The organism is Glutamicibacter sp. 0426 (genome assembly GCF_001906485.1).
In the GTDB taxonomy this organism is placed as follows: domain Bacteria; phylum Actinomycetota; class Actinomycetes; order Actinomycetales; family Micrococcaceae; genus Glutamicibacter; species Glutamicibacter nicotianae.
In genome coordinates, this window is the sequence record NZ_MPBI01000004.1 from 164,978 (window position 1) to 187,957 (window position 22,980).

Annotated in this window: 16 protein-coding genes and 1 pseudogene; 12 read left to right on the forward strand and 5 right to left on the reverse strand. The window is 59.9% G+C overall.

What is annotated here, in order from left to right:
- Positions 1 to 126 precede the first annotated feature (126 nt).
- The gene (locus tag BKX98_RS11845; RefSeq protein WP_073707381.1) at positions 127 to 2,685 is read right to left on the reverse strand and encodes an ATP-dependent Clp protease ATP-binding subunit; all 2,559 of its coding nucleotides are present in this window, start codon (positions 2,683 to 2,685) and stop codon (positions 127 to 129) included.
- A 129-nt stretch (positions 2,686 to 2,814) separates the two neighbouring features.
- Complete coding sequence (locus BKX98_RS11850; protein WP_073707382.1) at positions 2,815 to 3,489, reverse strand: response regulator transcription factor; 675 nt, start codon at positions 3,487 to 3,489, stop codon at positions 2,815 to 2,817.
- Between the two features lie 312 nt (positions 3,490 to 3,801).
- On the opposite strand from BKX98_RS11850, the gene BKX98_RS11855 reads away from it, so the two are divergent.
- Complete coding sequence (locus BKX98_RS11855; RefSeq protein ID WP_073707383.1) at positions 3,802 to 4,986, forward strand: sensor histidine kinase; 1,185 nt, start codon at positions 3,802 to 3,804, stop codon at positions 4,984 to 4,986.
- Between the two features lie 350 nt (positions 4,987 to 5,336).
- Positions 5,337 to 5,957: a malonic semialdehyde reductase gene (locus tag BKX98_RS11860; RefSeq protein WP_073707384.1), complete on the forward strand. Its 621-nt coding sequence runs from the start codon at positions 5,337 to 5,339 to the stop codon at positions 5,955 to 5,957.
- A gap of 65 nt (positions 5,958 to 6,022) precedes the next feature.
- On the opposite strand, the gene BKX98_RS11865 is transcribed toward BKX98_RS11860, so the two are convergent.
- A complete protein-coding gene (locus BKX98_RS11865) occupies positions 6,023 to 7,228 on the reverse strand; it encodes a hypothetical protein (protein ID WP_073707385.1) in 1,206 nt (401 codons plus the stop codon).
- Between the two features lie 323 nt (positions 7,229 to 7,551).
- On the opposite strand from BKX98_RS11865, the gene BKX98_RS11870 reads away from it, so the two are divergent.
- Positions 7,552 to 8,829, forward strand: coding sequence for an FAD-binding oxidoreductase (locus tag BKX98_RS11870; RefSeq protein WP_073707386.1), 1,278 nt, complete (start codon positions 7,552 to 7,554; stop codon positions 8,827 to 8,829).
- Positions 8,830 to 8,932: 103 nt separating this feature from the next.
- Here BKX98_RS11870 and BKX98_RS11875 read toward each other — a convergent pair whose 3' ends face one another.
- Entirely contained in the window at positions 8,933 to 9,787 is an 855-nt protein-coding gene (locus BKX98_RS11875) for an NAD-dependent epimerase/dehydratase family protein (protein ID WP_073707387.1), read from the reverse strand.
- A 132-nt stretch (positions 9,788 to 9,919) separates the two neighbouring features.
- On the opposite strand from BKX98_RS11875, the gene BKX98_RS11880 reads away from it, so the two are divergent.
- The 9 genes and pseudogenes from BKX98_RS11880 to BKX98_RS11925 all read left to right on the forward strand — a co-directional run bounded on the left by BKX98_RS11880 (position 9,920) and on the right by BKX98_RS11925 (position 19,565).
- Positions 9,920 to 10,711: an MFS transporter gene (locus BKX98_RS11880; RefSeq protein WP_143181107.1), complete on the forward strand. Its 792-nt coding sequence runs from the start codon at positions 9,920 to 9,922 to the stop codon at positions 10,709 to 10,711.
- A gap of 33 nt (positions 10,712 to 10,744) precedes the next feature.
- A complete protein-coding gene (locus BKX98_RS11885) occupies positions 10,745 to 11,107 on the forward strand; it encodes an MFS transporter (protein WP_143181108.1) in 363 nt (120 codons plus the stop codon).
- A 78-nt stretch (positions 11,108 to 11,185) separates the two neighbouring features.
- On the forward strand, positions 11,186 to 11,602 hold the full coding sequence (locus BKX98_RS11890; RefSeq protein ID WP_083586832.1) for a LexA family transcriptional regulator: 417 nt from the start codon (positions 11,186 to 11,188) through the stop codon (positions 11,600 to 11,602).
- Positions 11,592 to 11,858: pseudogene (locus BKX98_RS11895) on the forward strand (DNA polymerase V subunit UmuC); the annotation flags it as partial. The gene BKX98_RS11890 and the pseudogene BKX98_RS11895, both read left to right, overlap by 11 nt.
- Before the next feature lie 196 nt (positions 11,859 to 12,054).
- Positions 12,055 to 13,125 (forward strand): tyrosine-type recombinase/integrase, encoded by a 1,071-nt coding sequence (locus BKX98_RS11900; protein ID WP_233125367.1) that lies wholly within the window; start codon positions 12,055 to 12,057, stop codon positions 13,123 to 13,125.
- A 2-nt stretch (positions 13,126 to 13,127) separates the two neighbouring features.
- Complete coding sequence (locus BKX98_RS11905) at positions 13,128 to 13,457, forward strand: helix-turn-helix transcriptional regulator (RefSeq protein ID WP_047118356.1); 330 nt, start codon at positions 13,128 to 13,130, stop codon at positions 13,455 to 13,457.
- Between the two features lie 2,165 nt (positions 13,458 to 15,622).
- Positions 15,623 to 17,032, forward strand: coding sequence for an MFS transporter (locus tag BKX98_RS11915; protein WP_233125368.1), 1,410 nt, complete (start codon positions 15,623 to 15,625; stop codon positions 17,030 to 17,032).
- Positions 17,033 to 17,209: 177 nt separating this feature from the next.
- The gene (locus BKX98_RS11920) at positions 17,210 to 18,232 is read left to right on the forward strand and encodes a DUF4113 domain-containing protein (protein WP_255372331.1); all 1,023 of its coding nucleotides are present in this window, start codon (positions 17,210 to 17,212) and stop codon (positions 18,230 to 18,232) included.
- Positions 18,233 to 18,299: 67 nt separating this feature from the next.
- Positions 18,300 to 19,565 carry a glycoside hydrolase family 3 N-terminal domain-containing protein gene (locus BKX98_RS11925; protein WP_158024694.1) on the forward strand — a complete coding sequence of 422 codons (1,266 nt, stop codon included), beginning with the start codon at positions 18,300 to 18,302 and terminating at the stop codon, positions 19,563 to 19,565.
- A 91-nt stretch (positions 19,566 to 19,656) separates the two neighbouring features.
- Here BKX98_RS11925 and BKX98_RS11930 read toward each other — a convergent pair whose 3' ends face one another.
- Positions 19,657 to 22,728 carry a S8 family serine peptidase gene (locus BKX98_RS11930; protein WP_233125370.1) on the reverse strand — a complete coding sequence of 1,024 codons (3,072 nt, stop codon included), beginning with the start codon at positions 22,726 to 22,728 and terminating at the stop codon, positions 19,657 to 19,659.
- Between the last annotated feature and the right edge of the window lie 252 nt (positions 22,729 to 22,980).

Consider the following 22,980-nt stretch of genomic DNA (forward strand, 5'->3'; position numbering starts at 1 on the left):
CTCCGCTTAGCTAGAGGCCGCCTGCAATCCGCGGGTCGACGAGGCCAAATGCGGAAAAGCAAAAGACGCTGGTTTGGCTGGGATTCCAGTCCCAGCCAAACCAGCGCCTCAACTGGCGACGCCGACTCAGCTATCGAAGTAGCTTGGCGCATGCTCGCTGTGGGCAGGTGGCGTCGGCAGGTCGACTTTCTTCTGCACCTTCAGCTTGTCCGCGACATAGTCCACCGACACAGTATCGCCAGCGGCAAGCGCATCGCTGATCAGCAGGTCCGCAATGGCATCTTGCACCTTGCGCTGCACCAGCCGGCGCAACGGGCGGGCGCCGAACTCGGGATCGTAGCCTTCGCCAGCCAGCCACTGCACGGCAGCGTCGCTCACCTCCAGCTTCAGCTCCTGGTCTGCCAGCCGCGCCTCGGTCTCGGCGATGACCAGCTTGACGATCTGGCCGATTTCCGATGGCGAGAGCTTGGAGAACAGCAGCACCTCGTCCAGGCGGTTCAGGAACTCCGGACGCATGAACTCGCGCACCTTGCCCATGACCTTGGCGCGGATCTCGCCGGCTTCGCTGGCCGCATTCGCGGAAGTGAAGCCGAAGTTCCCGGCCTTGTTGGCCAGGTACTCGCCGCCGAGGTTGCTGGTCATGAGGATCAGCGTGTTGGAGAAATCGACGGTGCGGCCGGCCGAATCGGTCAACCGGCCGTCATCGAGCACCTGCAGCAGCACGTTGAACACGTCCGGGTGGGCCTTCTCGATTTCATCGAGCAGGACGACCGAGTACGGGTTGCGGCGGATCTTCTCGGTGAGCTGGCCGGGCTCGTCGTGGCCAACGTAGCCCGGAGGCGCACCGATCAGGCGTGCCACGGTGTGCTTCTCCCCGTATTCGCTCATGTCGATGCGCACCAGCGAATCAGCGGAGCCGAACAGGTTTGCGGCCAGGGCCTTGGCCAGCTCGGTCTTGCCGACACCGGTTGGACCCAGGAACAGGAACGAGCCGATCGGGCGGCCAGCCGGGGACATTCCAGTGCGGTTGCGGCGAACGGCGCGAGCCACCGCGGCGACGGCATCGTGCTGGCCGATGACCGAAGCATGCAGCGAATCTTCCAGTGATGCCAGCCGCGCCTTGTCGTCGCCCGAGATGCGCGAGGTCGGAATGCCGGTGGAGCGGGAGATCACTTGCGAAATCTGCATTTCGTCCACCACGCGGGTCACTTCGGCATCGCCGGATTCCTCGGCGGCCTTGATCCGCGCGGTCATTTCCGCGATGTGGTCGCGCCATGCGCCAGCTTCCTCGAACCGCTCCTCGCCGATGGCGCGCGACTTCTCGCGTTCGGCATCCACCAATTCGGCGCGCAAGGACTGCACGTCTTCGGCATCTCCCGCGGCGATGGAGCGGCGGGCGCCGGCGATGTCGATCAGGTCGATGGCCTTGTCCGGAAGCTGCCGGTCGCTCAGGTAGCGGGCAGAGAGCGTGACCGCGGCCTTGAGCGCTTCGGGGGTGTACTGCACCTGGTGGTGCTCCTCGTAGGATTCGCGCAGCCCTTCCAAGATGGCCAACGCGGTTTCCTCCGATGGCTCGGCGACAGTGACCTTGCCGAAGCGCCGTGCCAGCGCGCTGTCCTTCTCCACCTTGCGGAATTCATCCAGCGTGGTGGCGCCGATCATGTGCAGCTCGCCGCGCGCCAGGCGCGGCTTGAGGATATTCGCGGCATCCATGTTTCCGGACTCGCCGGAACCAGCACCGACCAGCAGGTGCATCTCATCGATGAACAGCAGCACCTGGCCTTCGGCGGCGGCTACCTCGTCGAGCAGGCCGGTTAGCCGTTGTTCGAAATCGCCGCGGTAGCGGGTGCCGGCGAGCATGCCCGGAAGGTCCACCGAGATCAGGGCCGCATTGCGCAGCTGCGCTGGAACCTCGTCGTCGATGATGGCGCGGGCCAGGCCCTCGGCAATGGCGGTCTTGCCCACGCCGGCCTCGCCGATCAGCACTGGGTTGTTCTTGGTGCGGCGGGCCAGGATCTCAACCACCTGGTCCAGCTCCTCTTTGCGGCCGATCACCGGATCGATCTGGCCGTCTGCTGCCAGCAAGGTCAGATCGGTTCCGTAGCGTTCCAGCATGGACACGTCGGACTCGGTATCGTTCTGGTTCTGGGCATCATTGCTGCCCCGCTGGGCCTGCTCCATGGCAGCTTGCTGCAGCGACTGGCCGGTGACACCGTGCTGGGCCAAGAGCTGGCTGACCGGCGATTCCGGGTTGAAGACGAAGGCCAGGAAAAGGTGATCCGGGTCGATGTAGGTCGAGCCGTAGTTGCGGGCAACCTGGTAGGCGTCAAAGAGGCTGCGCTGGGCTGCCGACGAGAGGCGGGACGGCTTCTCGCCCCGCTCTTGTGCCTTGGGCATGCGTGCGATGGCGTCGGCACTCAAAGCCTCGATGTCGATTCCCATGGCGGTCAGGTGCTCGCCAACTGGTTCGGTGCGCAGCAAAGCCATCAGCAGATGCAGCGAATCGATCTCGTCATGGCCGTGCTCTTGGGAAATCGCCGCCGCGGTGGCTACCGCTTCGTGGGTACGGGCAGAAAGCAGACGCGTGATGTCGATGGGGCGCGCAGCTTGAGCTCGCGACGAGAGGAACCGAGAGAGGAATTCCTCAAACGAGCCATCTGACGGTGCGCCGAAGAATGCTGGCAAGTGAGCCTCCTAATAGAAACTTGAGCGGTCTATGCTCATGTTCAACGCATACGGCGCGCAAATATTCCCGGACCAAGCGGGAGAGGTGTCAAAGAGGTTGAGTTCACACAAATGGCAGGCAGCCAGCGGCTAGTCCTTCGGGATTTCGATGAGTCCCATGCGGGCGGCGGCAACCAACGCCTGGACCCTGTCGCGAACATCCAGCTTAACGAAAATCTTGGCCATGTGGGTTTTAACCGTTGTCTCGGAAATAGCCAGAGTTCTTGAAATCTCGGTGTTGTTTAGCCCCCGGGCCAGCAGCTTTAGAATTTCGAATTCCCGATTGGTGATTCCCAGATCATAGGCAAGATCTTGAATGTCTTGGGAATTGTCGCGGTAAGCCTCGCGAACGGCAGAAACGAGATCGGAAGAAACCGACGGGGAAATGGCTGCCGTTCCTTGATGAACGGCATGAACCGCGCGGATAATTTCATCCGGCTCAGAATCCTTGACCAAGTATCCACTGGCCCCAGCGCTCAGAACAGGAACCAGATATTCATCGGAGGAAAAGGCGGTAATAGCAAGCACTGATGGGCTGTCTTCGACGGATTTGATGGCTTTAGTAGCGCTAACTCCATCCATAATTGGCATCTGCAAATCCATGAGCACAACGTCTACTTGATGGTCTTTGCAATAATCGACGGCGGCCTGCCCATTTTCAACAGAATTAACCGTTACAATTCCGCTATCTGTTGCTAGGATTGTGCCCAACGCATGACGAATAAGGGGTTCATCATCGACGATAAGAACCTTGATCTTTTCCACTTGATTCCTTTGATCGATGGTGAAGTCCCTGCGACGTCCTGCTCACCTGAAAGTATATAAGTAGACGTGATGGGGGTTTGTTATGAAAGGTCTTAAAATGCTGGCAATCGCCGCATTGGCACTGTCGCCTGTAGCAGTGGTTGCTGCTCCGGCCTCCGCTGCTCCGGCATCGGCCATTAACGGCGGTTCGGTTGCCACGCCTGCTGGTTGGGGAGCTGACTTCGCCGCTTGGTTCTGCAGGAACTATGGGGTGGCCTGCTCCTAGAGCATCGACATTTGACTTGACTGACGTCGCCGTGAATTATTCGGCATATGAATGAACGACTCAAAGGCACCCTGGCCAAGCTATTCGCTGGCCGGGGTGTCATTGTCTGGGTAGGGATCGTAGTGCTGCTGGCAGTGTCCAGCAGCGAGGTCATCACGCTGTTGCAAGACGGCCTAGAGGGCTCACCTGAGATTTCGGTGCAGGGTTCTTTGGTTGGCCTCGGGCTGTGTATCATTCTCGCTCTGGGTTTGCGCTGGACAGCTGCGGCGCTGGGGCTCTTCATTGCCGTGGCTTTCTTTTTCCTGGCCAATGGCGCGATGTTCTTCTGGACCATTGTGGCCTTCATGGCATTCTCCGCGCTGGCTGCCACATCATCGGCGCGCAGCATCCGCGCTGCCTACCTGACGCTCTGTGCTGCATGGGCCGTGCAATTTGCATTCCAGGCGCATGGCGATGCGGTGCTTTTAATCGCGGTGGTTCCCTTGGCTGCGATGGCCTATGTCGTGACCAGAAGCATCTACCTTTTGCGCGAGAAGAACGCTGTTGCGCTTCGGCAAATGCAAACCGTCGAGGAACAGACTCGTCTTGCTGTCGACCGGGAGCGAAAGAATATCGCACGGGACCTGCACGACATTGTCGCCCATGACATTACGGTAGTGGCCATGCAGTCGAAAGCTGCGAAATTCGCCAACGATGGGCAGAAGGCTCTCGAAGCGCTCGATATCATCGCCAAGCTGAGTACTGAAACCTTGCATGACCTGCGCCTAATGCTCAATGTCCTGAGGGCTGACGGAACCATGGCTGATTCATTGTCACGCAGCAATGACAAGCCGGCTGCTACAACTGTTTATGCGCTTCAGGGTGCAGAACTTTTTGTCCAGAGGCTAAAAGATGCAAATTTCAAGGTGATCTCCACCACGGATGAGGAAATTTCCGAATTGCCCCGTTCTGCCCAAACTGCGATTTATCGCGTCATGCAAGAAGGTACAACGAATGTGATAAAGCACGGGGCTTTAGGTGGGGAGTGCACTTTCAGGCTCACGGTCGTTGGAGCTGAAGCTGTCCTGGAAATTACTAATCAGATAGAGAATTCAGGAAAGAAGTCGAACGGTTTGCCCGAGGGTGGAACAGGGCTGATTGGCATGGGTGACAGGATGCGGGCATTCGGTGGAAGGTTTGCAACCAGTTCCGAAAACGGCGTTTGGGCGCTGCGCGCAAGTATCCCATTCTGACTCCTGCCCTCCTACTAAAGTATGATTTCGGAATTTTGCAGGACGCGATAAGTTAGACATGTATCGGTGAAGACCGATCACCGAGAAGGTACTCGGTGGTGTTTTGCGAGTGGCATCACTGAGGATCCAAGGGTGATTAAAAGGTACGTTGCATTGCGTAAACGGACTGATCTTTCATCGGCGCTGTGCCCCCATCGCACGCCGCTGTCTGTCAGTAATGCAACGTACCTTTTATAACTTAACTCCAGACCACAGTTCTGTGCTCTGACTCACATTTTAGCTTGGAATTGGCTTGAAGGACGTGGCGTTGTGCCTAGGGAGAGAACTTCCCGTCTTGAAAGCGAGTCCGCATGAGCGTCCAGGCAGAAACCAACCTTTACGAATCGATGGCTATCGGCCAGGCAGCCGCAGATCAGCTGTTCTTCGAAGCCCGCAGCGCCAATTCGTTCAGCGATGAACCGGTGACCGACGACGTGCTGGACGCAATCTATGAGGCCATGAAAATGGGGCCGACGATGATGAACAACCAGCCGTTGCGCATCACCTGGATCAAGAGTCCTGAAGCGCGTCAGGCAGTAGCGAGCACCATGCCCGGAAGCAATGCCGCGAAGGCGCTTTCGGCACCTGCCTTGGCTGTTCTATCGTTCGATACCGAGTGGCACGAGGAATTCGCGAATTTCTTCCCCCACGCTCCGGAACGCAAGGAGATGTTCCAGGACGCTGGAGTCCGCACCGCAGTGGGCAGCAATAATGCGTGGCTGCAGGCTGGCTACTTCATCATGGCTGTCCGCGCAGTTGGTCTGGCGGCTGGCCCGATGGGTGGCTTTGACAGCGATGCGGTAGATGCCGCGATTAACGCAGACAACAACCATAAGTCCTTCCTGGTCGTCAATGTTGGCAAGCCGGGCGAGAACCCATGGTTTGATCGCCTGCCACGGCATGATGCCGAGTTGGCGACGCGCAGCATCTGATCGATGATTCAACGACGAAGGTGCGGGAACTTGATCGTTCCCGCACCTTCGTCGTTTTTGGAGCCCTAAGCCTGAGGATCTGCTGCTTCTTCGGCGCCCTTCAAGACGTGATCCGAAACCTTGGCCAGAGCGCGTTCCAGCGAAGAACGCAAGACAACGGGAACCGTGATCTCGTCGTTGATCTCGACAAGGCCTTCGCGTTCGAAAACCCGCAGCAGCGACTCGACCTGGGGGACCACCTCTTCGAGGCTGGCAATCAGGTGATGCTGCTCGGCGGGCAGGTCTTCTTCGGTTGGAACCTGCAACGCAAACTCGGCACGCGGCGGGGTTGATGATGCGGCATTGCTCAATACGCCGGCTACCATCTCGGCGATCTGCGCCTTGCCCGGCTCCTCCAAGGTGTTGATCAGGATATGCGAATAGAGAACCTCGGCAATCAGCTCCTTGACCAGGCGTGCGCCTTGCCCGCTGGATGCCAGCAGTGCATCGCTGAGCGACTCCGTGGGGGTCGCGTTCGGTGCCTCGTAGCGCAGCATGGCCGTGCCGATCAATGCATCCCAATATGCCGACAGGCGTGGAACGTCGGCCAGCGACGAAACAACCGTGCCGTCTTCCGGCTCCCACTGGGAATCCTCTGGAATGCCGGCTGACTCATCTACCTTGACGAATAAGCCAAGTGCGCCGGCTGCATCCTGCAACGTCTCCCCGGTGAGCACTCCAGCAGGGGTCGTTGGCTTGCCTTCGCCAACCCAGTCGATCAATTCGCGAGCCGCGAAAACGAAAGGCATCGCTTCGAGGTTGCCGTTGGCCTCGTCATCTTCGAGGTAAGGGGCCACAATTGGCGAATCCCCGGCCATGCGGGAGAGGAACTCGAAGGTCTGCTTGAACTCATCCACGCTTCCGCCGAAATTAGCGGTCGTGCCCAGGAAAGTCAGGTAATGCTTGAGGATCGCAGCGCTGGCTTCCGAAACTTCCTTGCCCAGCGAGGTCAGGTGGCCGAGCTGCTCGCCCAGAATCGTCGGATCCAGGGTTTTGACGTCAACGCTCTTGCGCAGCTGGGCATGAACGGTCAGCAGGGTGGTCAGGCCTTCCAGCGCTGCACGGGTCTCGCTGGCTGATTGGCCCTCTTCATGGAAGTGGCGGAAGAGCGAGGACTTGAATGGCTGAAGAGCTTGGCGCACTTCCGACTCGAAAGGCACGTTGCTGGCGCCGGTACGGCGGGCTGGGTGGCCCTGGGCAGGCTTCTTCTTGGCTGGTTTACGTGAGGCCATAAGTGTGGTGCGGTTCCTTAGAAATGGCTGATCGGCAGGGTTGGCAAATCGCTTGCCTCCAGTCTACGCAGGACGCGATTCGGCAAAAGTTCCCGATGCGCCATGGTGACGCAGTCAATGGGGAAAGTTGTCATGCACGGCCAAGTCTTTGTTGGAAATTCGGGGTAAGCCATAATTTCCCGCAAAAAGAGCGAACTTGGCGCCACTGTGGTGGCGCTCACCGTCGAATCGTCAGCACGCGTTGATTTTCCCTGGGGATCGCGCGACAGTGAACACATGCGGGCTCGTGTGGAGAGCCCGCCGAAATGCTAGGAGAGTGGATCATGGCTGGAGGAAACGTGCCAGATCATGTAGTTGTTGTGGGCGCCGGCTTTGTTGGACTGTCGACCGCGTGGTATCTGCAGGAAGCGGGCATTAAAGTCACCGTTGTGGACCGTGGCGGCGTCGCATCCGGATCCTCTTGGGGCAATGCCGGCTGGCTGACCCCGGCCCTGACCCTGCCTATCGCCGAGCCGTCGATTTTCAAGAACGGCCTGAAGATGATGCTTGACCCTGCATCGCCGCTCTACATTCCGCTGAAAGCCGACGCCAAGCTGCTGCGCTTCCTCATCGGCTTCGCATGGCACTCGACCCCGAAGAAGTGGGAAGAAGCCATGCGGGTCTTCTCGGAAATCGGCGCAACCGGTCTGGATGCCTTTGACGAAATCGCGCAGTCGACCACAGCAGGACCTGGCGTGCAGGAGCTGACCAAGCCCGCCGAACCATTCTTGACCGGTTTCACTTCGCTCAGCGACCGTGATGCGCTGCTGCACGAATTCGAAATGATCGAGAAGACTGGCGGCAATGTCGAGTACGAATTGCTCACCGGCGATGAGCTGCGCGGCATTGAACCGACCCTGTCCAATAAGGTCGCTGCCGGTGTGGCCATCAAGAACCAGCGCTACATCAACCCGCCGAAGTTCATGGATTCGCTGGCCGAGTCCGTGATTGCCCGCGGAGGCGACATCATTGGCGCGTTCAATGTCACTGATGTGCGCGACAACGGCGGTTCGGTCACCGTCATCGGTTCCGAAGGCCGTGCAATCACCGCGGATCACGTGGTGCTGGCAACCGGCGCGTGGATGACCGACATGGCCAGCAAGTTCGGCGTGAACGTCGTGGTCCAGGCGGGCCGCGGCTACTCGTTCACCGTTGAGCCAGAGGACATGCCAACGCATCCGATCTACTTCCCGACCCAGCGCGTTGCCTGCACCCCGCTGGGCGATCGCTTCCGCATCGCCGGAACCATGGAGTTCCGCGACGCCAACCACAAGCTGGAGCCGAAGCGCATCGAGGCCATCGTTGCCGCGGCGACCCCGGTCTACAAGGGCATCAACTGGGAGAACCGCAAGGAGGAATGGGTGGGCGGACGCCCATGCACCGCCGACGGCCTGCCGTTGATCGGGCAGACCGCATCTTCGCGGGTTTCGGTCGGTGGCGGCCACGGCATGTGGGGCGTTGCCCTCGGCCCGCTGACTGGCAAGATCCTGGCCGCCCAGATTGCCTGCCAGCAGGTTCCCGGCATTGCCCGGCACTTCAACCCATTGCGCAAGGGTTTCTAGGCGTTTCGGTCCACACCCGGAACGAAATAAGGGAACCGGCTTGCGGTGCATCGTTCAGATGCGCCGCAAGCCGGTTTGCTTTTATTGCTGTCCTTATTGCCCTTTACGGATGTCGGACTGACGTCCCGGCAAGGATCGCGCGGTAGCCCTCTGCATATCCCGGATACTGCAGTTCAAGCCCGCTGGCGAGCAGTCTGGCATTATCGAGCCTGCGGTCGGCGGCCCTTCGAACCGGGGCCTGTCCCGCCATGTCCGGCTCCGGAAGACCAAGTTCCTTGGCCAGGAACTGGTAGACCTCGCCCAACTGGGCGGGGGTGCTGTCGCTGGCAAGGTAGAGGCCGGCAGCATGCTCGCCCAGCCCGGCGACGTGGACAATCGCCGCTGCCAGATCATCGCGGTGGATGCGGTTGGTCCAGTGGGACTGCGTTGGCAGTTGAGCGGTGCCCGCGCGGACTTGGTCGATCAGCCGCGTGCGGCCCGGACCGTAGATCCCGGAGGCCCGCAGGATGGTGACCGGCAGGCCGCTTCCGGCGAGCGCCTCCTCGGTTTGCGCAAGGACCTTCGCGGTGGGGGTGGATGGTGCCAGTGGTGCTGATTCGTCGACGAGCTCTCCGTTGCCGCCGCCCATGACCGCGGTGGAGGAGACATAGATTAGCCGGCGAAGAGCGGGGCATTGCGTTTCCAGCCGGGAAACCAGTTCCTGGGCGACCTGCAGATAGCTGCGCGTGTAGCCCTCGGCATCGCGGGTTGCCGGTACAGGGGTGAGCACGGCGATCTCGGTGCCGGGATCAATGCTTGGCCACTGGGACGCATCGAGCAGATCCACGCTGTGCCCGTCGAATCCGGCGGGCAGCTTGCTGCTGTTGCGCCGCCAAGCGGTGACACGATGGCCCTGCTGCTCGAAGCGCAGGCCTGCCTCGGTGGCGACATCTCCGCAACTGACCAGTAAAATTTTCACGAGACTCCTTGGGTGAGAGATGTCCTTGGAGGAGGTTCCTCCTACCCATAGGATAGAACCTTCAGGTCCATGCGGCATGTGCGAAGGGGCGGGGTGCAGGTGCGGTCGTCGGTGCGTTGCGTCCTGTTCTGCGTGATTGCGCTGCTGTCCATGCTCGGTGAGGGGATGGCGCTCTTTGCCTTGACCCTTGAATCCGCGGACCAGCTGGGGTCGTGGGGCGTGACAGCATTATTTTTGATTGGCCTGGTTCCGCCGATCCTTGCCGCTCCAGCCATCGGGCGGTGGGTTGACGGCGCTGCCCTGTTCCGGGTGTGGATCCTGAACCTCTGCGTGCATATCGGGATTTTTGCGGTGATGGCTATTTTCGCCAATATTCTCCTGAGCCTTGCCCTGATGTCCGTGGCCAGCGTTTGCGCGGTGATCAACGGTGCGGTGGTCTTCAAGATCATTCCGCGCATCCGCGGACGCTTCACCCTTGCCCGTGCCAGCAGCTTCCTTGTCGTGGCTACCTCCCTGGCCGGGATTATTGCGCCGGCAATCGCTTCGATCGCCTTCGCGAGGGCAGGGATCGGTGCGGTGCTGTGGTGTGCGACGGCGGGATTCCTGGGATTGGCAATGGCGGCCGTGGTCCTGTCGCGCTCGCTGGCAGCCAGAGGGCATGAGGTTCAGACAGGTTCTGAGCCCGCTCCCAATGCCAGGATTACTGGTGGCGGTGCCTCGCTTGTACGCCATCCACGACTGCGGATCCTGCTGCTGCCAGTAGCGGCGATCGTCCTGTTTACCGCAGCAGAAGGGGTTGCGGGGGTGTTCTACCTGCGCGAGATCACCGATTGCGACACGGGATATGCGGTGTTGCTCGGTGCCTGGTCCGTCGGCGCGGTGCTCGGTTCCCTGTTGGGAGGCAATCGGCGCTTCGGTGCCTGAAGCTCCCTGCCGATTTTGCTCGGTGGCGGGCTGGTGGGTGCAGCGATCCTCATCGAAGGGCTCTGGGCCAACGCGGTCGGCTTGGCGATGGTGTTCCTGGCCGGCGGCCTGGGCAACGGGCTGCACAACACCGGTGTGCGCACTGCCATCTACGAGCATGTGCCGGAAAGCCGCCATGGCGCTGCCTGGGCCCAGCTGCGGATGCTCATCAACATCATGGTTGCCCTGGGCTACCTGATCGGCACCCCGGGACTGCTCGTGGGCCCCGCCCGCACGATCATCGTAGTCTCCGGTGCCGTGACGCTGCTGGCGATCATCCTGTCCGCGGTGCTCCTGGGCCGCACGGCGCGGGGCGGCGTTCGCCGCCAGCGCGCCGTGGCCGAGTCCGAGGGGTAAGCGCTCGCCGGAACCGTGAAGCTGATTAACGCGCTACAATTCTAGTATTCGAATATTTGTACTAGAAAGTGGTGGGGTGTGGCTGAAGAGCATGAGCTGATGCCTCCGGGAGCATCCCAAGGGCCGGTGCAAGCGGTTTCGGCGATGGGTTTCCCTTCGCCAGCGCGCGATTACTTCGACGGCGGACTGGACCTGAACCGGTTGCTGGTCCGCGACCGTGTATCCACCTTCATCATGCGCGTTTCGGGCCATGCCATGCAGTCAGCGGGGATCTTCGATGGCGATGAGGTGATTGTGGACCGGTCCCTTTCCGTGCGCCACGGATCGGTGGTCATCGTCAACCTGAATGGCCAGATGCTGGTGCGCCGCTGGCAGATCGACGGCCAGCAGGTCGGGTTGCTCAGCGATGAATCGCCCCTGCCGGTCATCCTGGCCGAAGGCGATGAAGTCAGCGTCTTCGGCGTCATCACCAGGTGCTTGCATCATGTCCGCTGATCACGTCTCCCTGGTGGACGTCAATAATTTCTACGTCTCCTGCGAGCGGGCCTTCGACTACTCGCTGCGTAATCGCCCGGTAGTGGTGCTGTCGAACAACGACGGCTGCGTGGTGGCGCGCTCGCAGGAAGCCAAGGACCTGGGCATTCCCACCGGCGAGCCGTTCTTCAAGGTCCAGCGCTACATGGACTCTCACAACCTCGCGGTGCGGTCGAGCAACTATGAGCTGTACGGGGACATGTCCGCCCGGGTCATGAACCGTCGACTGTTGTGCGAAATGCAACTCGCAATCATTCTTTGACTCGGCAATAAGCGATCATTCTCATTTGCGAGGGCAGTTTACCCAGTGTAGTTCAAGTCTTCTCGGTCGGCTATTGACCGTTGATGCATGCGCCCTTACATTGTTGTATGTGGTGCAACATTCAGATGATTTAATGCGGACTCTTCGCGCCGTGTCGGACTCGTCCAATGTGGCGTTTGTGACGCCGGAAGCGACGGTGTTTGAGGCCATGCTTGGTGGTTGGGAAAGCCAACAGCGCAGTCGGGGGCTGCGTTCCACGACTATTGCGACTCGGCGGCGTCTGATCCTGCGGTTGCAGGAGTTTTCTGGAAGGATGCCGTGGGAGTGGAATGCTCAAGATGTCGAAGAGTTTATTTCGGGGCCAGATCAACGGCTCAAGTCGCTTTCAACTATGCGGCACAATCACAATGCTATTAAGACGTTCTGTGCGTATTTGATTGATCCGAATTATGACTGGGTGGAGATTTGTGAAAACCAGTTTGGTAGCCACCCGGTACAGGTTTGTCTGTCCTGGAATACGGTGGCACATAAGGCTCAATATGAGGGGTCTGGAAAACGTCGTCCTCTGTCCTTCGACGAGGTTGAAACCCTATTTGACACGGCCGATGCCAAAGTCGAAGAACTCGCTGCGTCAGGGAAGAAGGGCGCGCTGGCCGCGCTTCGAGACTCTCAGATATTCAAAACAGCTTATGCTTTTGGGCTACGACGAAATGAGTTAGCCCAGTTGGATCTTGCGGATCTGCACTACAATCCCGAAGCTAAACAGTGGGGACGTTATGCGGCTTTGCATGTGCGATGGGGCAAGGCCGCCGGCGGCGGTGCACCTCGACGTCGTACTGTTTTGCTCGTGCCAGAATTCGATTGGTGGGTACCGGGTATGCGGCAGTGGGTTGAACAAGGCCGTGATCGGTTTGATCCAGGAGAACTCGATGCTATTTGGGTTACCGAGCGACGGACTCGCATCTCTGGGGGTTATCTTGATCGCCGATTTGCCGAGCTTCGTGCCGAAGCTGGGTTGCCGGAAGAGCTGACGTTGCACAGTCTGAGGCATTCGTATGTCACGCATTTGATTGAACATGGGTATGCTGACCGCTTCGTGCAGGAACAAGTGGGGCACCAGCACTCGTCTACCACCTCGATTTATACCTCCGTGAGTGGAGATTTCAAGAATAGAATTTTGGCCCAGGCGCTGCGAAAAATTACCGAGGAGGAGGAGGGGTAGGAATGATTGAGCTTCATACTACGTGGAACCTTCGAGCCATTATGGCTTCGAAAGGGCTATTCCAAACGACTGATCTTCGCCCTTTATTGGCCGAGCGAGGCGTTGAGCTGTCGCGGGAGCAAGTGTATCGGTTGGTCACAACGCCACCTCGCCGCATTAGTCTGGAGGTGTTGTCTGCGCTGTGTGATGCGCTGGAGTGTTCTAAGGATGAGTTGATCGTGACGGAGCGGCGTGAAGTCGAAGCGCCGAAGACTGCTGTGGCTGAAGGTAGTAAAGCGCCTATTGGTGATCTGCGTCCGGTGCGGGCCAGGATCAGACGGCCTAAGTACTAACGAAAGCTCCTTATGGATACAGTGACACAAGACATTGTCTTGATTCTGGAGCCTTATGTCCCAGAAATTGCGCCGAGTGTTCTGGCCGCCATGATCGATTCTATTGCGCCGGTCCATCGGACGCGTCGGAGGCTGTTCATCGCGATCAGTAAACGGCCCGGGATTCTGACTGGTGAGGACCCGAACGTGCCCGTGACGGTTCAAGCCTTGACCGCTGCTCTCAGGGAGGCTGGGGCCGTGGCGATTGTGGTGCCGGGATGTGAGAGTTGTGGCCGAAAGATGCAGTTGCCGCATCGAGCTCCTCAAGGAGGTCGCCACTGTTCTCGATGCGAGAAAAATTATCGAGCGAGACCATGTGTTGGCTGCGGGCAACGGCGACCCATCCATAAAAACCTTGATGGACAGTACTTTTGCAGACCGTGTTGGAGGCTCGATCCACGCTCCTTTGGCGCATGCCATCGCTGTCAGGAGACAACCTCTGTTAAGAATGCTTTAGACGGAACGTTGGTCTGCAATCGCTGCTATGAGCGTCCCAAGGCTGATTGTTTCGGCTGTCAACGTCTTCAACCCATAGCCCTACACCTGCAAGGGAAGACGATCTGTCCCAATTGCTACTACGGGATGCGTTATCCTCGGCCTTGCCCAGGCTGTGGTGAACAGAAATTCCTCACCCACATTGTAAACGACCAACTGTGCTGTGCTTCGTGCGCAGGTCAACCCGAAGTTTTAGCATGTCCGGGATGCGGTTCAGTGAAGAACGTGCGCAAGTTCCACCTGTGCATCGAATGCCACCGCCCTGAAACAATCCGAACGATGCTGGCAGATGCCGACGGGGCTGTGCGGCCTGAGCTTCGACCGTTAGAAAAGTATTTATTGGAAGGGCCTGCGCGAGCTGACTCCCTCATGGGGTGGCAATACACCAACCGTGTCAGTGCTGCGGTGCTGCGAGAATTAGCCACCGGGCAGTTGCCCCTAGAATTCGAGGCAATCTTTACCCGATGCGGAGGAAAACAAGGGGCAACGTTCTTACTGAGCCTGCTCGTGACCTCCGGCGTGCTCCCAGACATCGATGTCAATGAGGAACGATACTACCCCTGGTTGACCTCGTGGCTCTCGGAACAGACCAACTCGACTCATCGGTTGTTGCTGCGCCGATACGCGCAATGGGGGCTCTCGACCAAACCCTGGGCAGGGTACGCGATACGACCTACCGATCCCAATAACCGGTTTCACCGGCTCCGATCTCGACTACAGACCTGTGCTGAATACCTTCAATTCGTCGAGGAGCAGGGATATACGACCTTGACCTTGCCCCAACGCGTGCTCGACGCCTACGTTGCTGGCTCAGCGAACCGGCATGATCACATAAGCCACTTCACGCGATGGCTTAAAGACAATGGACTTGCTACAGCTGTCTCATCATATCGTCCAAAAAGAGAACCCGTAAGTTCGATGCCTCCGGATGAACGCTGGGATCTAGCGCGCTGGTTGCTCCGAGATCAAACCCTAGAACCGCAAGACCGTGTCGCAGGACTATTTGTGTTGTTATACGGACAACCACTGACTCGTATTGTCGCCATTCCACGTACTGCGGTGCATTTCAGCAAGCAAGGCGTTTCCGTCACCCTCGCCGATGATCCTATTGAGCTGCCTGAACAACTCGGGCATGCTGTCACGCTGTTGTACCAGAACCCACCCAGAACTCACCGGGATATAAATGACACATGGATATTCCCCGGAAGGTGGCCAGGTAGACACCTCACCGCAGGGGCCTTAGGAAGCCGGTTGAATCGATTGGGTATTCCGGTCAATCGTTCTCGTTCGGCCGCACTCCTGGAACTTGCCGCTGAAATACCTGTGCCACTCTTATCGGATCTGCTCGGTATCTCCACCGTCTCAGCTGCAGCCTGGGCAACAGCAGCAAACCGCGACTGGTCAACATATCCTGCACTACGCACGAAGGCTTGCCCGGCAAGATATCCGCCACGGAACTGATACAATCCAGGGTATGGCAGGTTCCTCTGCGGCTGCAGCCGCCGTGACGAAGATGCTCCGCTAGCGGCGGAGCACGTAGTCCTTTAATCTTTAGATGCTTCGCCGCTCTACGGCCAGTCCGGAGCGGCGCTTAGTGCTGCCCGGAGTTCTTCTGAACGATGGAGCACGACTTGGTTCCCACTAATCTTTCTTCTCAATCTAAAACCACGGCGGTGCGGGCTTGGGTGACGCTCGCCTGTCTTTCCATGTTGCAATTCTTGATCGCGGTAGATGTGACCGTAGTGAACGTTGCCCTTCCGTCCATCGGTGCCGAGTTCGGTGCCAATGCTAGACAACTGACATGGGTTGTCGTCGGGTACACGATCACCGGTGGCGGTCTATTAATGCTTGGCGGCCGGCTCGGGGACCTACTCGGGCAGCGCCGGTTGTTAATGATCGGCACAACTGTGTTCGGCCTCGCTTCACTGCTGGCGGGACTTGCCCCTACGTATCCTATTCTTGTAACCGCGAGGCTGCTTCAAGGGGCAGGCGAAGCAATGGCTTTGCCAGTCGCAATGGCTGTGATTGTTCTCTTGTTCCCCGAAGGTCGTGGACGATCACGCGCGCTGAGCGTGTGGGCGGCAGTTGCTAGCTGCGGGCTTGTGCTTGGCTTCATTCTCTCCGGAGTCATCACTGAGTTTTTAGGGTGGCGCTGGATCTTCCTAGTATCGGTACCCTTTATCGTGTTCGTCCTCATCGCTTCGGGCATTCTCATCCCGGCAGACCAGCCAAGAAGGCGTATGAAACTCGACCTTCCTGGTTCGGTCCTGTTGACAGCTGCGCCACTTCTGTTGGTATTCGGGATCGTCGAAGCAGGAGAGACTGACGGAATCCCCCGTTGGGCGGCCGTGGTCGTGCTAGTTGCAGCTGTGATAGCAGCCTATATGTTTGTTGTCGTTGAACGACGGGCCACGAATCCGCTGATACCCCTGGAGTTCTTCCGCAACCGAACGCGAGTGGGGGCCAATCTTGCGACTGCTCTGCTCAGCGGTGCTTTGTCCACATCGTTTTTGCTGTTCACTTTCTACCTACAGAACCGGCTGGGGCTCAGTCCGTTGACCACAGGACTGACGCTGGTGCCACTAGCGATCTCGCTTATTGCTGCCGCAACCTTGGTACCTCGATTCCTCGGACGATGGGGCGCGCGATTTTGCGCCGTGACCGGCATCGGGTTTACGGCTCTCGGGATGGTGGCTATCGCCATCGTCACCTACGTAGAGGCTGCGGCTATTGCGATGATTCCAGCTATGGTTCTTATCGCCGTAGGGATGGGTTTTGGGCTAGTCGGACTTCAGTACGCGGCTGTTACTGGAGTGACCGAATCGGATGCCGGTACAGCTTCTGGAGTCCAGCGGGCGGCAGATCAGCTCGGCGGGTCAGCAGGCATCACCCTCTACATCGGTCTCGGCTTTTCTGGAGCTTCTTTCGGAATAGACCCATTTCTGCTCAGTAGTGCGTTTGCCATCATCGGGTTAATCGGGGCAGGACTGATAGCCATGCGGATATCCATGCCGCGTCATGGTGCTGAGGAATACGCCTAGCAACGAAACCATCCGAGTCAGCCCCGTGAAAAATGCTGGGCGCATCGTGAAACCGTCTTCTCCGTCTTGGCACAGCGCAGTGATAGGCCCACGACGCGCCCAGCAGGGTATATCCTGCTGGGCGCAATCAGCACAAGCCAATAGTGAACAAATCGATATTCGCCATTACCAGTAGAACTGCTCGGGCGCTTCGGGACCTGGCATGAGGTGTATTCCATCGATGAATCGTTCGTCGGGCTGGAAGGCAACCTGGAGCAGGTGCGCAGCACCGCCGCCCAGATCCGTGCCGCCATCGACAAGACGATTGGCGTGCCGGTCTGCGTGGGCGTATCTTCCACCAAGACCCTGGCGAAGCTGGCCAACCACATCGCCAAGCACAATCCGGGACTTGGCGGCGTCTGCGTCCAGCAGCTCATGGATCCCGAGGTTTTGGGCAGCATCATGAACCGGGTCCCGGTGACCGATGTCTGGGGCGTAGGCCGCAAAACCGGTGCCAAGCTTGCGGCCATGGGCATTGAAACCATCGCTGACCTCCAAGCGGCTGACCCATTGGCGATCCGCAAGAAATTTTCGGTTGTCCTGCAGCGCACGGTATTCGAGCTCAATGGGCAACGCTGCATCGGTCCGGTGGAAGAACGCGCGGACCGCGGCCAAATCATGTTCACACGCTCCTTCTCCACGCCGGTGCGCACCTATGAGGCGATGGAGGAAGTCATGTCCATCTATGCGCAGAAGGCCGCCAGCCGATTGGCGAGCGAAGGCCGCTACGCTTCACTGCTCACCGTCACCGCAGGCACCAGCCGCTTCGCGCGCGGAGAGGCGTCATTCCCCAGTGCCCAGGTGCGCCTGCCACGGCCGACCCGGGATCCGATCCTGCTCAGCAAGCTGGCCATCGCCGCGATGCGGGATCTGATGCAACCGGGAATGGACTACGTCCGCGGGGGAGTGATCCTCTCCGGGCTCAGCGACACCCCAGGCGAGCAGCAACTGGATCTCTTTGGCCAGAATGTGGACCCAGCTGCGCAGGAGCAAGAAAATGTCTCCTCGGTAGTCCAGGACATTTCGCTTCGATTCGGCGCCAAGTCCATCGGCCTGGGCCATGCCGGTCTGGCCAGGAGCCCCGAATGGTCAATGAAACGCGAGCATATTTCCCAGCGCTACACCACCGACTGGGACGAGTTGCTGGTGGTGCGCGCCTGAAGCCTGCCCACGGCAAATGTTGATGGTTCTCCGGGAACTTCGCAGTTTCCGGTGGGAAGATGAATTCATGATGACCCGTGCCAAGCAGATCATGTCAGCCGGAATCCTGATGACAGCAATGCTCGCCAGCTGCAGTGCGCCGAATGCCGGAGAACCAGCTCCAAGCACGTCCGCACCCAGCGCCAGCAGCCCGAGCGGCACGAGTGCTCCCGCGCAATCGTCCACACCAAGCCCGTCCCGATCTGCTGGCCTCGATGAGAGTTCAACCCCTAGCCAGAGCAAGGAGCCTTCGCTGCGCCAGCAAGCCGAAGAATTGGTTGACGAGTTGAGCGCCAGCGAACAGGCAGCGAGCCTGGTGATGGCGGGTGTTCCGGCAACCGGCGCATCCGCCGCGGAAATTTCCGCGATGAAGAAGCAGGGGATTTCCAATGTCTTCCTGCGCGGGCGTTCCCAGCTGGCGGTCAAGCAGACTGCTGCCCAGGTCCAAAAAATTACCCAGGACCTGGACTCCAATATTCCCGGGCAGCTGCCGGTCTGGGTGGCCACCGATCAGGAGGGAGGCTTTGTCCGGGTGCTCCAGGGCGACGGTTTTGCCGAACTGCCCACGGCGTTGAAGCAGGGCCAGTGGTCCATCTCAAAGCTGGAAAGCGAAGTGGGCACCGCCGGAAAGCAGCTGGCTGAAGCCGGCATCAACGTGAATCTGGCTCCGGTGGCTGACGTTGTTCCATCCAGCATCGGCACCAGCAATGCACCCATCGGCTACTTCGGCCGCGAGTACGCCCATGACGCCGCCGGTGTTTCCAAAGCCGTCGCAACGGTCAATGAAGCGCTGCACGCCCAAGGAGTGCAACCGGTGGTCAAGCACTTCCCAGGATTAGGCAGGGTTGCAGAGAACACCGATACCAATACCGGGGTGACCGATACGAAGATCGATGCCGGCTCCAGCGATCTGCAGCCTTTTGAGCAGGCTATCGAGCAGGGCAAGTCCTGGGTCATGGTGTCCAATGCCCGCTATGCCCGTCTCGATGCGAAGAATGATGCTCCGTTCTCCTCGAAGATCATCAGCGGGTTGCTGCGTGAGCAGATGGGGTACGAGGGAATCGTGATTTCCGATGATCTCTGCGAAGCCAAGCAGGTCGGCCACGTGCCGGTGGGCGAGCGTGCCGTGAAATTCATTGCCGCTGGCGGAACGGTTCCGTTATGCGTGAATTCGGCTCCGGCCATCACCATGGCGAAGGCGCTGGCTGCCGAGGCGAAATCCGACAGCAAATTCGCGGGCAAGGTCAGGGAAGCGGCGGTGCTGGTCCTGGAAGAGAAGCTGCGCGGCCAGTAGGCCGCAGGGCTGGATTTTAAAAGTGATAGGCCCGGGGCTCTTCCTTACTCGCTAGGAAGTGCCCCGGGCCTGGTTTTGGGAGACGTTAGGCCTACTTCTTGCCCTTCGTCTTTCCGCCAGTCACGTCCAGTACCTGGGCGCGGTCGCCGCTGCCGTTGTGCAGGTGCAGCAGCAGCGCCTTCGATGCCTTGGAGCTGTCAGCGACAGTTACCGGGATGCTGGTTCCGGACAGATCGGTGAACAGGGTGCCTTCTGCACCGAAATCAACCTGTGGCGTCGCCACGTTGAAATCGATCCAGTCGGTCTGGTCAACCGGGATCATTGCACCGTTCTCATCGGTGTTGTACCAGGAGTAGCCCAGAACACGGTAGGAGATCTCTGCCGAATCCTCATCGAGTCCCAGTGCCGCCAGGGAGATCGGGAAGATCGCCGCGTTGGTGTCGAAGGTGTTGGTATCGACATCGCCCAGCACGCCGTTCACCGGCTGCAGGTCAACCTGCTCGCCGGTGGCGAGATTGAAGGTCGCCGCCAGGTCCAGGTCCACTTCATCAAATGCCGTATTGAAGGTCACGAAGTCGGCTTTGCCGTCGCCATTGGTATCGATCTCGACATCCAGCTCGGTGCCGCCGGCCAGGTGGGCCCAGTTTTCCCAGGTGGAGATGCCGATATTCAGCAGTCCGTCAGCGATGCCGGTGCGGCCCGCGGTGCTCGAAGCGCCAACGTGCTGCAGGTCCATCGAGCGGGCAGCTGGGATGCTGTCCAGCGAGTCATCGCCGCGTTCGCTCGAAGCGCCGAGCTCGAAAGCGCCGAGCAGCGAGGTGACCGAGGTAGCGCCCTCGCCTGCGGTGATGTCCTTGCCCTTCAGGCTCAGGCTGGTGGTATCCGCGCCCTTCTTCAGCTTCTTGAGCTTGCCTTCCATGTCAGCAGCCCGCTTTGGTGCTGCCTGGACTGGAATGCGCAGGGTTGGAGCATCGTTAGCAGTCAGCTCGACACGGCCGGTTGCATCGGCGACCCAGGCACGGGCCAATCCGGACTGGCTGGTAGCCATGGTCGGATCGATGGTCTTGGCCCACTGCTTCGGGTCGACCTTCAGGGTGACATTCAGCTTGGCGCTGCCGCCGGCCGGCACGGTGACGCTGCTGCGATCCAGGGTGAAGGTTGCACCCGGGATCTCGGTAGCTGCCACGTAGTTGGCATCGTAGGTCTGCGCCTTGCCGCTGGTGTTCTCGATGGTGATTTCCCGCTTCGCGGTGAACGGCTTCTTGCCGTCCAGTTCCATGACGCCGAAGACCACGCTGGTCAGGTCCGCTGCTTCGGAATCGTAGGCGAAGGCAGGAGTCTGCAGTGCCGCATCGGCCATGACGCGACCGGAACCAACACGGTTAGGACCGTAGGCTTCGCCGTCGGCGTCCTTGATGTCGGTGGCCGCGGTGTTCATGATGATGCTCTTGGCTTCGTAAGGGGTGTAGTCGGTGCCTTCCAGCACCAGTGCGGCGATGCCAGCGACCAGCGGGGTCGCCATCGAGGTACCGGTCATCACGGCAGTGCCGGTACCGGTGCCGACGCCAACCGAGCCGATCTGGGTGCCTGGGGCAGCCACATCCGGCTTGACCACGCCGTTGGAACCATGGACGCCGCGGGAGGAGGAGGAATTCAGCGTGTCGCCAACGCCGGACTCGCTGGAGGAACCGCCAACGAATTCAGGGGACAGGGTCACCTTCAGCGTGCCCGCTTCAGCTGCTGGGCGCAGCCGATTCGACTCGTCCAAGGTGAACTGCGCACCCGGGATGGTCGCGTTGCCGGCGATGCCCGCATCGAACAGGTTGCTTTCTGCATCCAAGAGGACGCCGGTGGCACCGGCGGCTTCAGCGTTGTTGAAGCGGACGCCGGAACCGCAAGGGAACTCGCCGCCTTCGCTCCACTGCAGCCAAACCCACTTGCCTTCCAGCGAACCCTCTTCGAACGCCTCGCAACCGAATGCGTTATCGGCCGGAGCCATCACAGCTTCTCCGGACAGGGCAGCCGGATCAGCATTGGTGTAGTTGAAGTTTGCCGAGTACTGGCCCGAGGCCGAGCCGGCAACATCTTCTGGAGCGTCCACCTGGATCTTGTCCAAGGTGACGTGCGAGCCGACGGAGTTGGCGACGGTCAGCGAGGAACGGGAGTTGCCCGGGGAGCCGCCCACGTCGGTGACATCGCCGGCGTTGCCGGAAGCGACAACCGAGAGGATGCCGGCTGCGCTCAGGGCGTCGACAATGTCGTTTTCAGGGTCATTGGCCGGGGAATGATCCGACCCGAGGGACATGTTGACCACGTCGGCACGGTCGGAGAAGTCGCCGTCGCCATTCGGGTCGAGGACGTAGTCCAGCGCCTGGCCGACGACGGCGGAGGAGCCGCCGCAACCGAACACGCGGATGCCGATGAGCTGTGCGTCAGGAGCCGAGCCAGGGCCGACCTTCATCTCTGCCAGTGCGTCGGCGTCCAGCGAGGAGTAGTCCCCGGTGAAGGTCGAGCCATCGGCGTTGACGCCGTAGCCTGCGGTGGTGCCGGCAACGTGGGAGCCGTGCCCGGCGGCCTGGCAGTCAAGCGGGTTCGGGTCGGGATGGGGGATTGGCTGGTAGGTGGGGTCGTCGGAGTTGGCGTTGTAGTCGTCGCCGACCAGGTCCCAACCGCCAATGAACTTGTCGGGGTCGATCAGGCCGGAGTCTGCGCTGGGCAGCTCTTCAGAGCCCTGGGCTTCCTTGTAGGCCTCCAGGGTGCCCGGGCCGCCGAAGCTGGCGTGGGTGTAGTCCACGCCGGTGTCCAGCACGGCCACCTTGACGCCTTCGCCGGTCTTGTCCAGGGCCTTCCAGGATTCCAGGGCTCCGGTGTCAACTACCGAGCTGCGGTTTGACGGCTTCTTGGGAACGATGGAGCTGATCTTGGCAACGTCGCTGCGCTCGGCCAGCTTGCGCAGGTCTGCGGCATCGCCGGTCAGGGCGACACCCTGCAGTGCGTTATGCGTGGTGTAGATGACCTTCGAGTTGGACTCGGCGGCCAGCTTCTTGCCCTTGGCCTTGACCTCCTTGTCCATCTTCTTGACCTTGGCGGCATCCTTCTTCTTGCCGGACTTCTTCACCGTCTCGAAGGCGCCATCGCCTTGGAGCTGAACGTAAACCGACACCTCGCCAGTAGCTTTGGCAAGCGGTCCGGAGACTTTCAAATTGGAGAGCGCTGATGAATTGGTGATTGGCAGGGAAGCGGCGTTTTCGCCGTCGCCTGGTTGGGGGATTCCTGCTGCGCTTGCCGGTCCTGAGAGGGTAACGGCCAATGCAAGTGCAGTGGCTGATCCCAAAATCAGGCGCGGCACTCTCTGCGTGCGGCGAGTGACCATGATTCTCCTAGCTGGGCTGGATAGCGGTACTGCTCCCGTCAT